This window comes from Bacillus sp. (in: firmicutes) (assembly GCF_031983925.1).
In the GTDB taxonomy this organism is placed as follows: domain Bacteria; phylum Bacillota; class Bacilli; order Bacillales; family Bacillaceae_G; genus Bacillus_A; species Bacillus_A pacificus.
The window spans coordinates 545,159-557,240 of record NZ_DALYZR010000003.1; the positions used below are offsets into that span (position 1 = coordinate 545,159).

Annotated in this window: 17 protein-coding genes; 10 read left to right on the plus strand and 7 right to left on the minus strand. The window is 36.2% G+C overall.

Annotated elements, in window-relative coordinates:
- The first annotated feature begins 90 nt into the window (after positions 1 to 90).
- Complete coding sequence (locus RTP99_RS14295; RefSeq protein ID WP_000402410.1) at positions 91 to 570, plus strand: GNAT family N-acetyltransferase; 480 nt, start codon at positions 91 to 93, stop codon at positions 568 to 570.
- Between the two features lie 20 nt (positions 571 to 590).
- On the opposite strand, the gene RTP99_RS14300 is transcribed toward RTP99_RS14295, so the two are convergent.
- Positions 591 to 1,082, minus strand: a complete 492-nt coding sequence (locus tag RTP99_RS14300; protein ID WP_000665103.1) for a phosphatidylglycerophosphatase A family protein — start codon at positions 1,080 to 1,082, stop codon at positions 591 to 593.
- Positions 1,083 to 1,202: 120 nt separating this feature from the next.
- Here RTP99_RS14300 and yutH point away from each other — a divergent pair, with 120 nt between their 5' ends.
- A complete protein-coding gene (gene yutH / locus RTP99_RS14305) occupies positions 1,203 to 2,204 on the plus strand; it encodes a spore coat putative kinase YutH (RefSeq protein ID WP_000581277.1) in 1,002 nt (333 codons plus the stop codon).
- Positions 2,205 to 2,265: 61 nt separating this feature from the next.
- Here yutH and RTP99_RS14310 read toward each other — a convergent pair whose 3' ends face one another.
- Complete coding sequence (locus RTP99_RS14310; RefSeq protein ID WP_001125488.1) at positions 2,266 to 2,481, minus strand: hypothetical protein; 216 nt, start codon at positions 2,479 to 2,481, stop codon at positions 2,266 to 2,268.
- Positions 2,482 to 2,676: 195 nt separating this feature from the next.
- Positions 2,677 to 2,913 carry a NifU family protein gene (locus RTP99_RS14315; protein WP_000431159.1) on the minus strand — a complete coding sequence of 79 codons (237 nt, stop codon included), beginning with the start codon at positions 2,911 to 2,913 and terminating at the stop codon, positions 2,677 to 2,679.
- A gap of 206 nt (positions 2,914 to 3,119) precedes the next feature.
- On the opposite strand from RTP99_RS14315, the gene RTP99_RS14320 reads away from it, so the two are divergent.
- The 5 genes from RTP99_RS14320 to phnA all read left to right on the plus strand — a co-directional run bounded on the left by RTP99_RS14320 (position 3,120) and on the right by phnA (position 6,705).
- Entirely contained in the window at positions 3,120 to 3,428 is a 309-nt protein-coding gene (locus RTP99_RS14320) for a YuzD family protein (protein ID WP_000248590.1), read from the plus strand.
- A 52-nt stretch (positions 3,429 to 3,480) separates the two neighbouring features.
- Positions 3,481 to 4,284, plus strand: coding sequence for a nucleotidyltransferase domain-containing protein (locus tag RTP99_RS14325; RefSeq protein WP_041184796.1), 804 nt, complete (start codon positions 3,481 to 3,483; stop codon positions 4,282 to 4,284).
- Between the two features lie 74 nt (positions 4,285 to 4,358).
- Complete coding sequence (locus tag RTP99_RS14330) at positions 4,359 to 5,036, plus strand: CPBP family intramembrane glutamic endopeptidase (protein ID WP_000447121.1); 678 nt, start codon at positions 4,359 to 4,361, stop codon at positions 5,034 to 5,036.
- Between the two features lie 297 nt (positions 5,037 to 5,333).
- Positions 5,334 to 6,128, plus strand: coding sequence for a DUF2628 domain-containing protein (locus RTP99_RS14335; protein WP_011040806.1), 795 nt, complete (start codon positions 5,334 to 5,336; stop codon positions 6,126 to 6,128).
- A 235-nt stretch (positions 6,129 to 6,363) separates the two neighbouring features.
- Complete coding sequence (phnA, locus tag RTP99_RS14340) at positions 6,364 to 6,705, plus strand: alkylphosphonate utilization operon protein PhnA (RefSeq protein ID WP_000212737.1); 342 nt, start codon at positions 6,364 to 6,366, stop codon at positions 6,703 to 6,705.
- A 173-nt stretch (positions 6,706 to 6,878) separates the two neighbouring features.
- Here phnA and RTP99_RS14345 read toward each other — a convergent pair whose 3' ends face one another.
- The 4 genes from RTP99_RS14345 to RTP99_RS14360 all read right to left on the minus strand — a co-directional run bounded on the left by RTP99_RS14345 (position 6,879) and on the right by RTP99_RS14360 (position 9,848).
- Positions 6,879 to 7,676: an ABC transporter permease gene (locus RTP99_RS14345; protein ID WP_000679251.1), complete on the minus strand. Its 798-nt coding sequence runs from the start codon at positions 7,674 to 7,676 to the stop codon at positions 6,879 to 6,881.
- The gene (locus tag RTP99_RS14350; RefSeq protein WP_000470287.1) at positions 7,660 to 8,319 is read right to left on the minus strand and encodes an ABC transporter ATP-binding protein; all 660 of its coding nucleotides are present in this window, start codon (positions 8,317 to 8,319) and stop codon (positions 7,660 to 7,662) included. The genes RTP99_RS14345 and RTP99_RS14350 overlap by 17 nt, the downstream gene beginning before the upstream one ends.
- Positions 8,320 to 8,373: 54 nt before the next feature.
- Positions 8,374 to 8,547, minus strand: a complete 174-nt coding sequence (locus RTP99_RS14355; RefSeq protein ID WP_001103326.1) for an aspartyl-phosphate phosphatase Spo0E family protein — start codon at positions 8,545 to 8,547, stop codon at positions 8,374 to 8,376.
- Between the two features lie 230 nt (positions 8,548 to 8,777).
- A complete protein-coding gene (locus RTP99_RS14360; protein WP_000682074.1) occupies positions 8,778 to 9,848 on the minus strand; it encodes an NAD(P)/FAD-dependent oxidoreductase in 1,071 nt (356 codons plus the stop codon).
- 351 nt (positions 9,849 to 10,199) lie between these two features.
- On the opposite strand from RTP99_RS14360, the gene RTP99_RS14365 reads away from it, so the two are divergent.
- The 3 genes from RTP99_RS14365 to RTP99_RS14375 all read left to right on the plus strand — a co-directional run bounded on the left by RTP99_RS14365 (position 10,200) and on the right by RTP99_RS14375 (position 11,942).
- The gene (locus RTP99_RS14365) at positions 10,200 to 10,439 is read left to right on the plus strand and encodes a YuzB family protein (protein WP_000595026.1); all 240 of its coding nucleotides are present in this window, start codon (positions 10,200 to 10,202) and stop codon (positions 10,437 to 10,439) included.
- Between the two features lie 241 nt (positions 10,440 to 10,680).
- On the plus strand, positions 10,681 to 11,547 hold the full coding sequence (gene dapF / locus RTP99_RS14370; protein ID WP_000077382.1) for a diaminopimelate epimerase: 867 nt from the start codon (positions 10,681 to 10,683) through the stop codon (positions 11,545 to 11,547).
- A 41-nt stretch (positions 11,548 to 11,588) separates the two neighbouring features.
- The gene (locus RTP99_RS14375; RefSeq protein WP_000573827.1) at positions 11,589 to 11,942 is read left to right on the plus strand and encodes a HesB/IscA family protein; all 354 of its coding nucleotides are present in this window, start codon (positions 11,589 to 11,591) and stop codon (positions 11,940 to 11,942) included.
- Positions 11,943 to 12,082: the final 140 nt, after the last annotated feature.

A 12,082-nucleotide genomic window follows, 5' to 3' on the forward strand; every position in this document is an offset into this window, starting at 1 on the left:
AGCGAGAAATTAAAAAAATATATTGAGAAAGATGAATTATAAGATGAGTATCGAATATTGTTAGTAGAAATATAATAGGGGGAAGAGAAAGTGGAAATACATGAGCTGACGGTAGAAGAAGCAAATGAGATAAATACGTGGACGTACGAAGAACCTTATAATTTGTATAGTTTTTCAGGCGAGAAAGAAGTAATAGAGGAATTATTAGATGGGACGTATTATGGCTGTTGTGACGATAATGGAGAGTTTATCGGTTATTTTTGTTTTGGGGAAAATGCACAAGTGCCAGGGGGAAGAGATGCTCATTTATATGGTGGAGAAGATGTAATGGATATCGGACTTGGCATGAAGCCGGAGTTAACAGGGAAAGGGCTGGGGAAAATATTTTTTCAAGCTGGGATAGCTTTTGCAGCGAAAGAATATAAGCCGAAAACGTTTCGACTTAGCGTAGCGACATTTAATACAAGAGCGATTACGCTATATAAAAAAATAGGTTTTCAACAAGGTCCTATTTTTTTGAGCCGTCGAAGAGAATTTATGCTCATGGAATACGAAAGACCGTCAGTATGACACTGACGGTCTTTCATATTTCACTCCGAATGCTCAGCTCTATGCGCTAAACGGCTTGAAGCAGCGGCAGCAATTCCGCCAACGATATCATCAAGGAATGTATGCACCTTTCCAGTTGATTTATCATTTAAGTATTCTAAAATACCAGGTTTTAATTTATCGATATATCCAAAGTTCGTGAAACCGATAGAACCGTACACGTTAACGATAGAAAGTGCGATCACTTCATCAATTCCGTATAAGCCTTCATCACGTTTTACGATATCTTGTAATGGCTCACTTAACATTCCTTTTTCAGCGAGAACATCGAGTTCGATACCAGTAATTAGTGCGTTTTGTACTTCGCGTTTTGATAATACACGCTCAACGTTATAACGGCATTCTGACATCTCTAAATTTGGATGATATTTTTTTTGAAGAAAATGAACAAGCTCAGCAATATCGTCAATTGTTACACCGCGTTCTTGTAATAGTTGTAATGCTCTTTCTTGTAGTTGATTTGATTCTTTCATGTTTATCACCTTTTTTTCTTTTTAGTATTTGTATACGTTTCGTTGCTTTATCATGTGCATAGGAATGAAAGGCGAGCACAAGCTCATATATATAAAGAAAAACCATAGGTGGCGACTGCGATGATTCATCATATTTATGAGCATTATCATATGCATGTTAAAGAATTAATCCCCCTTGGCCCCTATAAAAGCTTTTGGATTCGCAACAAAATTTATGTACTTGTTCCAATTGGAGAAATGGAGGAAGAAGTACTTGTAGAGATGAAAAAGCTCAGTGATTATATGAACCAGCAAGGGGATATAACTGTAGCGACTTTCGTTCCGACTATACACGGCTACTATGTAAGTGAGATAGAAGAACAAAATTACTGCTTATTAAAAGGTATGCGTACGTTAGAGCGGCATGCTATATCATTAGGAAGTGAGCTTTCCATATTCCATAAACGAGGTGCATTCTTTCCAGAAGAAATTGAGCAACTAAGCCGCATTGGTGAATGGAAAGCGTTATGGGAAAAAAGGCTCGATCAGTTAGAAAAGTTTTGGCAGTCACAAGTGATGAACCACCCTACAGACGTATTCGATCAATTGTTTATTGAATCCTTCCCGTATTACTTAGGAGTTGCGGAAAATGCCATTCAATACGTTGTTGATACAGAGATGGATGATACGCCGCAACTAACGGATGCAGCAACAATTTGCCAAGAACGATTCACACCTTTATTATGGCATCAAACGAAGCGTCTCAAACTTCCTTTTGACTGGGTGTATGATCACCCGACTCGAGATATAGCAGAATTAATCCGCTATATGATGATTGAAAAAAAGAAAGACTGGGAGCAAACAATCGTTCAATTTGTTACAGATTATGAACGGAACTATTCGCTATCCTCATTTGGGTGGCGCCTATTATTTGCAAGGCTCCTGTTCCCGCTTCACTATTTTGAAACAGTCGAACGATATTACCAAACTGGAAACGAAGAACAAAAAAGCATATATAGGGATCGCTTAGAAGCCATTTTACACGATGTGAACCGCTCTGAGCAATTTATGAAACATTTTTATGGCTCACTTCGTTTACCAGTTGATAAGCTCGGGATTAGAAAATTAGATTGGCTGTCTTAAAAATATAAAAAAGAGACCGATTGAGGTCTCTTTTTTATATACCACAATTATATGTAATACATTATGCCCCTACCTGTTGATCTGCACATATATTTAAAATGAATTGATGTTGTTCGATTTTTTCATTTACTTTACTCAATAATTCTTGCTGGATTTCTTTAAATAAAAATTGATAGCTCGCATTCCATGTCGGTATAACGGATGAAAGGTCTAATAAATACTCTTTTTTCTTTTCTAGTTCTTGAATTGTTAAAAACGTGTTCCCCATTTTTGGCATGTGTCGTCCCCCTATGTTTTTTACTTTATATGTGTGAACGATTCACTATATAGTATCAATTATCGCATTTTTTGAGAAGGATTTCCAATTTTGTTTTATGATGTTAACGGATAAATGTGATTTGTATAAAAAAAGGAGACCAAATTTGGTCTCCTTTTAGAAGGCGATTCTGAACGAGCCGCTTCTGCTTTTAGATTAAAATACTTGTTCTACTTCGATAACGCCTGGTACTTCTTCAAGTAATGCGCGTTCGATACCAGCTTTTAGTGTGATTGTAGAACTTGGGCAGCTTCCGCATGCACCCATAAGGCGTAATTTTACGATACCTTCTTCAATGTCTACTAATTCAACGTCTCCGCCATCGCGAAGTAAGAATGGACGTAATTTATCTAATACTTCTAGTACTTGTTCTTGCATATGTGGGTTTTCCATTTTTATCGACTCCTTTCATCAGTTTTATTATAATCAAGATAGAGGGGAAAATCTATTTTTTCTGTTCTTGTTTTATTGCCGAAATTTTTTATCATGTTTACAACGTGTTTTTTCAGTATAGGGGTATGGAATGAGTTTGTAAAATGATGTGCTTATGTAATAAGGTATCTGAATATACTGTTAGAACAAGAAGTGGGGGAGAAGAAATGGTTAATGTGCAAGTGTATGGGACGAAAGTAATTTGTGCGAGCTGCGTTGGAATGCCATCTTCAACAGAAACGTTTGAGTGGTTACAAGCGGCGATTGGTCGTAAATATGAAGGACAAGAAAATAAATTTAATTTCGAGTATATTGATTTTCAAGAAGAACAAGAAGATGAAGATAAAAAAGCATTCGCAGAGCGCGTAGTGGAGGAAGATTTATTTTATCCGGTCGTTCTTGTAAATGGAGAAATTGTTGGAGAAGGAAATCCTCGTTTGAAGGATGTTTACGAAGAAATCGAGAAATATTTATAAAGCAGGAAGCCTTTGCGAATTTGCAAAGGCTTTTTTTATTGGAGGGATAGATGTGGAGAATGTAGTGAAGCATGCGTTACTGAAAGAAGTAGAGCAGTTGATGGAGCAGTACATAGGAGGACTGAAAGAAATTTTTTTAGATGAAAAAATAGTCGGGGTATATATTTACGGATCCATCGCACTCGGTGCATTTCATGCAGAAACGAGCGATGTTGATTTTGTCACGGTAATAAGTGATCCCGTGAATGAAGCTGAAAAACAGCAACTTGTAGAGCTTCATAAGAAACTTAGTGGTAGTACGTTAGGGAAAAGAATGGATGGTATGTATATTCCGCTTGCTGATTTAGGAAAATACAATGATGAAATGAATGAGTACGTGTATTGTGCAGATGGTAAGGCGAATATAGGACATTGGGATATTAATGCAGTCACATGGTGGACATTGAAAAATCAAGGTATTACAGTGATCGGGAAAGAAGCAGAAGACCTTTCGTTCCAAATAAGGTGGGATGATGTAGTAAATACGATGAAATACAACGTAGAACAGTACTGGAGCGGGAAGGCGAAGCAGCCATATTTATTCTTTATAGAAGAATGGGTAGAATCAGCGGTCGTTACGATGGGGCGTATTTTATATACACTAGATCATAAAACAATCGTTTCAAAAGATAGAGGATTGCAATACTTGTTAGAACATTCATCGGAAGAATGGGGACCTTTATTAAAAGAAGTAGAGAGAATACGGCAGAATCCAAAAGAAAAGCGAATGCTCTCAAGATGGAGAAGGGCAGATATGACGAAGAGATTTTTATTGCATTTAATTGAGACGTGTAGAGGGAAGTGGACGATACAGTAAATTGTATCGTCTCTTTTTGTGTCGTAATTGGTATATAATGGTTTTAAAAGTTTAATTATACTGGAGGGGATAGGATGGAAACGGAATTAGTTACATATAAAGAAAAGAATGTACAAATGAGTATGCTAGAAGTAATCGGTATGATCGGAATTATTTTTGGGGTAATGTATGGAATTGGTTATTTGAACTTTTTATATGAATTCTCATTATATCCGTGGTATGTAAATCATCTCATTTCACCCTTCACGTTTTGTATGATTATTGTAATGTATGCACCAGCAAGAAATTACTGTGTGCAGTTAGTAAAATCAATACAGTTCAACCATTTTAAACATTATGTAACAATAGTAATGACGATGATCGTACTGCTTATATATCTTGCGGTATTAAATTTAGTTTTACCACATGGGCTTGGTGTGGAGGGATCTAATATAGTAATAGAGCCTACTAAAAATGAAATCATTTTATATGTAGTTGTACTCACGATTTTTGCGCCGATTTGGGAAGAGCTTGTATTCCGAGGTATGTTTTTTATGAAATTATCTCAGCGCTTCTCTACACTTAGTAGTGCCGTTATAAGTGCTTTCATATTTACTTTAGGGCATCCCCTTACAGTAGGGAGTATTTTATATATTTTTGGTATAGGGATATGTTTAGCCTACACCTATAAGAAAACAAACAATTTACTCGTTCCAATTGGAATTCATGTATTAAACAATTCATTTAATTTATTAGTAAATTTTCAACTGTAAAAAAGGCGCCTTTTTGAAAGGGCGTCTTTCGTATTTTGTAGAGGAAAGATAATACGAAATATGGATAGTTTCATGTGAAACATTTTTATTATCAAATATACAAAATGGTTAACCTAGTGTATTAAAACTATCATTCATAAGTATTCTAATATATTTAAAAGTAACATGGAATAAGAAACGGATAATTGTCGGAATATATTCGATTTCTGTTCATTTTTATGAAATATATGTACTTTTTGTTAGATTCCTTCTTTTTATTTCTATAAAATACACGTATGTAGATATGAGAAAAGGATGATGTACGTGAAGGACACTGTTTTACAAGAAACGATTTCTCCACAAGAATTACATAAAGTTGTTCAAAAGAATACAGCTTATTATGACTTTAAGTGGGGCAAAGTAGAAAATCCAGCGCAAGGGAATACGTGGAATTGGGTAGCCTTTTTCTTCCCACCTTTTTGGTTAGCTTACCGTAAAATGTATAAATTTTTTATTATCCTTATGTTATTATCGGTTCCTAGTATACTTATACCTCCTTTTATAGACATTCCAGATGGAATTTTTTTATCAATTGGTCTAGTTTTTCAATTAGGAATGATGATATTTACTGGATGGCAAGGAAACCGTTTATATTATAAGCACGCTGTTCGTGTATTACATAAGGGAGAAGATATGCCAGATCATGAGAAGGCATATTATTTACAATCAAAGGGTGGAGCTAGTTTTGCTGGTATGATTGGTTTACACATTATAGTAGGGTTAGTATTTGGCGGAGCAACCTTTGGACTTTCCTTATTACCAACTGAGCCAAATATTAAAAATGTTGTTCGTTCAAGTGGTGAAGGTGTGACTTTAGAGATTATGACGGATAATCCGACTTGGAAGTTTGTGAAGAAAGAACAAGATTATGATGTAGTAGAATTTACTGGCTATGATTATACAGAGAAGAAAAATGTGAAAATTAAATTTGCTGTTTATTTTAATGAAGACTATTTTGAATGGCAAGAAGTATATGAGAATAATAAGAAGTTAAGTGAAGATGAGCTAGAAGAGTATCAATTTTACATCGAAGAAAATGGTTGGGGGTTCTAGCGAGAACTCGTCCATTTTGAAAAGAAGAATCTTGTGAGGGTTCTTCTTTTTTATTGTAAAACACCATACGAATTGAAATTTTGTAAAATACAATAAAAAATGAGAATTCCAGGTAGGCTTGTCAATAACGTGAGACTATGGCACTATAAAGAAATGCTGTACAAATTTTATTTATCGAGATGTAAACATCAATTTTGATTTTTACGTATAAATAATGAACGGAGGAAATGAATTTATGGCTACTTTACCAAATTGTCCAAAATGTAATTCAGAATATACGTATGAGGATGGCGTTCTTTTCGTATGTCCAGAATGTGCTCATGAGTGGGGCCAAGAAGCAGAAGCTGAAAATAATGATGGTGCAAAAGTTGTAAAAGATGCGAACGGAAACGTTCTTCAAGACGGCGATGCTGTTACTGTCATTAAAGATTTAAAAGTAAAAGGAACTTCTTCAGTTGTGAAGATCGGTACGAAAGTAAAGAGCATCCGTCTAGTTGATGGTGATCACGATATTGATTGCAAAATCGACGGTTTCGGAGCTATGAAGTTAAAATCACAATTCGTGAAGAAGGCGTAAGTAAAAAGAGGAGGCGACTAGCCTCCTCTTGTTTATTGTCATTTTTTGTCGGTAAGTCGATATATTTCAAAAATCGTTGATATATTTTGAGTTATGATAGATATATTCGAAAAATCGTCGATATAATTTCACTCACCGAGAAAGGTGCATCATTTACCGAGCAAAAAGCCAGATTACCGTCCGTCATAGTCAATTTCCTTCAACTGACACCGCTTATTAAAGAAAGTTTTATATCCAAGCTGCAAGAAGATAATAACAGCAAAAGCGGTACTTCCTGAAATACCGAGTATAATTGCGATTTGATATTGAATGGCTGTAAATGGTGATACACCAGATAAGATTTGACCGGTCATCATGCCCGGTAAGCTTATAATTCCCATTCCGACCATAGAATTGATTGTTGGTAAAATAGCGGAGTCAAAAGCGTCGCGTATGAGCGGAGCAGCGGCTTCTTTCGGTGTGGCACCGAGCATAAGTGCCCCCTCGATTTGACCTCTTTGCGATTTCATATTGTTTAAGAACGTATTTGCACCGAGAGAAACACCTGTCATCGCATTCCCAACTAACATTCCGGTAATCGGAACGATATATTGCGGTGCATACCACGGATCGTGTCCGATAATAACAAAGATAAATAGTAGAAGTGGCCCAATTGATCCGGCTACCATGGAAAGGGCGGCTACTCGTTTTAATTCTTTAGACATTGGGATATTCACTCGTTTATAAATATTAAAAATTGCAAAGGTAGTAATAGAAGTAATGAGAGCAATTGTATAAAATGGATTACTATTTTCAAATACGTATGTAAGGACATAGGCAACGAGTACGAGCTGAATCGTCATACGGAACGTTGCGAGCGCGATTTGTTTTTCGCGAGGTATCCCTTTTAATTTCACGAGCCCGATTAAAATAAGAATGAAAATATATGCAGCGGCAAGTTGCCAAATTTGGAGTTCAATAACGCCCTTCAACTGAGAGCACGTCCTTTCTAGTTGCACCGTTTGCTTTACTAATCTCAATAATATCGTCTGCAATTTCTTCTGGAAGTTGTTGCGAGTGTGTGATAACGATAACTGTTTTGTTCTTTTCTCTTGCTAGCGTAGTGAATTGTTTCATAACGCGTCGTTCTGTATCGCTATCTAGCGCCGAAGTTGGTTCATCTAATAAATAAACAGGTGGATCCATAAGTACGATACGTGCAAAAGCAAGTCGTTGTTTTTCCCCGCCTGATAATGAATTAGCGTTGTCTTCTAAATTTTTTTCTAAGCTAACAGTCGTTAATGCACTTCGCAAGGCGGCATCATTTGGAAATGGTTTTTCAGAAAGACGAAGTCCCATTAATAGATTGTCTTTAATGGTTCCATCGAAAATAGGTGGCGTTTGCCCAAGCATGACTACGTCACGTCGTAATTGAATAGGGGGATAGTCAGAAATCAATTTTCTGTTATATTCAATTGTTCCAGATGTTGGAGATTGTAGATCATTTAACATACGGAGCAATGTGCTTTTTCCGCTCCCACTCTCACCGATTATACATGTGATTTTTTCTTTTTGAATCTGTAAATAAGGAATGTGCAGTATATCTTTATATGTAACGTCTTTTAATATAAACATAGATGGCTCCTTTCTGATTCTAGTTCTATCGTATCAAAAAAGAGAAGGTAACGGTTATAAAGAGCAACGTTTTTTCTTCGTCTTGATTTCTATTAATAAGTTAAGTAAACGATCTAATTCTTGGCTGAAAGAAATTACTTTATGATGAGTGAATCCATATTGTTCAACGAGATGAATCAACTCTTTCTTCTTCGCTTCTATTCGATCGTTTAGTTTCGTAACGTTCATAAGTGAAATGGAATGCCTCCTGTAAAAGTATTTACAACACAAAAAATAAGACCGAATGAATTCGGCCTTAAAGGAAATAAAACAACTTATAAATAGCATACACTGTTTATTGGTAGTTTTTAATATGAAAATGAAAAATAAATCATGATTCATATTGAGAAAGATGTGTCTGATAATTATATTTTAACGAATAAGAGAGGCTGCCTACTTAGTAGACAGTCTGTAAAGTATTAACCGTTATGATATTTGTACATCCAGAGGATACCGGATTTTAGTAATCTAGGTACACGTCCCATTAATGGTTGGTTTGCTAGCAAACCAAAGCCATGCTTCTTACCAAGAGAGCCGAGAACACCTTTTAATTTAATGACAGGTAGTTCGTCAGGAAGTGGTTCATTATTCCAACGTTTTAATAATATTTGGACAATTTGTTCTCCTTGCCCTTCAGCAAGTTGTGCAGATGGTGCGTGTGGAAGTGCTGCACAATCTCCTACAACATATACGTGCTCGTTATTTGGAATATTGTGATATTTTGTTAAAACAACCCGTCCGCTACCATCTTGTTCAACTGGAAGGTTTCGAACAACTTCATTGGCTTGAATACCAGCTGTCCAGACGATTGCATCACATTCAAGTGGTTCATCGTGGTTGTACACAATATTTGGCTCTACTTTTGTAATGTTAGAGTTTCGTATGATAGTAACTTTATGTTTTACGAACCATTCTTCTACATATCTACTTAATTTCTCTGGATATGGGAATAGAATTCTATCTTTTCGATCAAATAAGTAGATTTTTAAATCAGAACGACTCTCGCGAAGTTCACTTGCAACTTCAACGCCACTTAATCCAGCGCCAACGACAGCTACTGTTGCATTTGGTTCTAGACTATTTAATTGTTCATATGTCTTACGTGTTTGTTCAATCGATTGTAGGCTATGTGTATATTCCTTCGCCCCAGGAACGTTATGGTATTTATCCTCACAGCCAAGTCCAATAATTAAATCATCATATTGGATCGCTTCGCCGCCATCGAGATGAACAGCTTTTTCTTCGAGATCAATATTTGTTACTGTGCCATATTGAATATTGAGGCGTGGGTGTTCAGGAAACGGTATACGAATATGCGTTTCTGAAATAGTACCCGCAACTAATGCATAATATTCAGTTTTGAAGCAATGATATGGTACTTTGTCGATTAATGTCACTTGTACATCATCTGGAAGTTGGTTGCTTGGAAGTAGCCGCTGCAGAATTCTCATTCCACCGTAGCCGCCACCTAATATTACGAGGTGTTTCATGATGGATTACCCCTTTTCTGTTGAAATATCCCCTAATCATAAAATTTTATATTAATAAAATATTTTGACTTTACTCAATCAAATTATATCGAATTTGTGAACAAATAACAATGCATGAATGAATACTCTGTTGTACAATAAGAAGAAAAGTAGAGTAAACTGTTTTTCTTATTTAGTTACCATTTCATCGCAAGTAGCATGTTATATAGAAGGAATCATCTATTTTGAAGTGAAATAATGAAGTAACTAAATAGTTTAGAAGGTGTAATGAAAACAACAAGAAACAGCTTAGTTTTTTTCTTATAGATGAAGTCAGAAAGTAATTTGTTTTGTAGTACAGGGGGGAGAATTTTGATTAAACCATTAATTGAATTTTGTGTAGGTAACCTTGCAAGTGGTTCACAAGCAGCTTTAGAGAAATTAGAAAAAGATCCGAATTTAGATGTAATGGAGTATGGTTGTTTAGGATATTGTGGCATTTGTTTTGAAGGACCGTTTGCACTTGTAAATGGTGAAGTAGTACAAGGTGCTACAGTAGAAGAGCTTGTTAATAATGTATATGAGTATTTGGATGAAAATCCAATGTTTTAAGGTGTTGCAATCGGCAGCACCTTTTTCTTTTTCTATGAGATAAAATCTTCTTTCGCAGGGAGATAATACTGTATATAAATAAAAAAAGGCCCTTTTAGAAGGGCTTTTTCTTACACAATTTGCGCAAGATTGGCTCATCGCCAAATGTTGTCAAATATGAGAAACGGGGGACATTCATATTGTGTTCTAAAAGCGTGCATTTTATACTTGAAATAACAAATTATTTTTGGAGTGAATACAAATGAGCCAATTTTCTTTTACAAAAATGCATGGTCTTGGCAATAGTTATATATATGTAAATATGTTTGAAGAACAAATTCCTGAAGAAGATTTAGCTCTTGTGGCGGAAAAGGTTTCAAATATTAATACTGGTATTGGAGCAGATGGAATGATTTTAATTTGTCCATCTGACGTAGCGCCGGTGAAAATGCGCATGTTTAATAATGATGGATCAGAAGGAAAGAGCTGTGGTAACGGTTTACGCTGCGTAGCGAAATATGCGTATGAGCATAAACTAGTAGAAGATACAGTTTTCACAATTGAAACGTTAGCTGGCATTGTAACGGCGGAAGTAACGGTAGAAGAAGGGAAAGTTACATTAGCGAAAATCGATATGGGAGCACCTCGTTTAACACGTGCAGAAATACCGATGCTTGGTGAAGGTGAAACACCATTTATTCGTGAAAACTTCTTATACAATAATCATCGTTATGCATTTACAGCTGTTTCAATGGGAAATCCGCATGCAGTTATTTTTGTTGATGATGTAGACCAAGCACCTCTTACAACGCTTGGTCCAGTCCTTGAGACACATGAAATGTTCCCGGAACGAGTAAATGTTGAATTCATCGAAATCTTAAATGAGGAAGAGATGAACTTCCGCGTTTGGGAACGTGGATCTGGTGTAACACAAGCTTGCGGAACAGGGGCGTGTGCTGCAGTTGTAGCCTCTATTTTAAATGGAAAAATGGAACGTGGTAAGGAAATTACAGTTCATTTAGCTGGCGGCGATTTAATGATTGCATGGACAGAAGAAGGCAATGTGTTAATGAAAGGACCAGCGGAAGTAATTTGCCGCGGAGTGTATGAGTACAAGATAGAAGCGTAAAGATGTATAATAGAATGAGAACAGAAAGGATGGTGTATTTCATGATTGAAGTTACAGAACAAGCAGCTTTTCAAATTAAAGATATGTTAAAAGATGCTGAGGATGGAGAGAAGTACGTGCGCCTTGCTGTACACGGCGGCGGATGTAGTGGTCTTTCTTACGGCTTAGGATTTGAAGTAGAACCAAACGAAGACGACACAGTTCTTGAGTTTTTCGGTGTCGAATTTGTTATCGATAAAGAAAGTGCTCCCATTGTTAAAGGAGTAAAAATTGATTATAAACAATCTATGCTTGGCGGCGGATTCACAATCGACAATCCAAACGCAATCGCATCATGCGGATGTGGATCATCTTTCCGTACAGCGACGAATGCTGGTAAGCCAGAAGAGTGCTAAGTTTTTAGCTGAAATAGAAAAAGACCTTTTTAGCGATGGAATGCAATCGTTAAGGAGGTCTTTTCTTTTGGCGTAAAAGTCCAAAATGAAACTTATGTAAAAAACTTTCGCTCAAAAGTTAGAAAACAATATATAGTCAC

Coding starts and splice junctions, on each gene's coding strand:
- RTP99_RS14320 (WP_000248590.1), top strand. CDS start 3,120: ATGGTTAATGTGCAAGTGTATGGGACGAAAGTAATTTGTGCGAGCTGC.
- phnA (WP_000212737.1), top strand. CDS start 6,364: ATGGCTACTTTACCAAATTGTCCAAAATGTAATTCAGAATATACGTAT.
- yutH (WP_000581277.1), top strand. CDS start 1,203: ATGATTCATCATATTTATGAGCATTATCATATGCATGTTAAAGAATTA.
- RTP99_RS14335 (WP_011040806.1), top strand. CDS start 5,334: ATGTACGTGAAGGACACTGTTTTACAAGAAACGATTTCTCCACAAGAA.
- RTP99_RS14375 (WP_000573827.1), top strand. CDS start 11,589: ATGATTGAAGTTACAGAACAAGCAGCTTTTCAAATTAAAGATATGTTA.
- RTP99_RS14350 (WP_000470287.1), bottom strand. CDS start 8,319: ATGTTTATATTAAAAGACGTTACATATAAAGATATACTGCACATTCCT.
- RTP99_RS14355 (WP_001103326.1), bottom strand. CDS start 8,547: ATGAACGTTACGAAACTAAACGATCGAATAGAAGCGAAGAAGAAAGAG.
- dapF (WP_000077382.1), top strand. CDS start 10,681: ATGAGCCAATTTTCTTTTACAAAAATGCATGGTCTTGGCAATAGTTAT.
- RTP99_RS14310 (WP_001125488.1), bottom strand. CDS start 2,481: ATGCCAAAAATGGGGAACACGTTTTTAACAATTCAAGAACTAGAAAAG.
- RTP99_RS14300 (WP_000665103.1), bottom strand. CDS start 1,082: ATGAAAGAATCAAATCAACTACAAGAAAGAGCATTACAACTATTACAA.
- RTP99_RS14315 (WP_000431159.1), bottom strand. CDS start 2,913: ATGGAAAACCCACATATGCAAGAACAAGTACTAGAAGTATTAGATAAA.
- RTP99_RS14330 (WP_000447121.1), top strand. CDS start 4,359: ATGGAAACGGAATTAGTTACATATAAAGAAAAGAATGTACAAATGAGT.
- RTP99_RS14360 (WP_000682074.1), bottom strand. CDS start 9,848: ATGAAACACCTCGTAATATTAGGTGGCGGCTACGGTGGAATGAGAATT.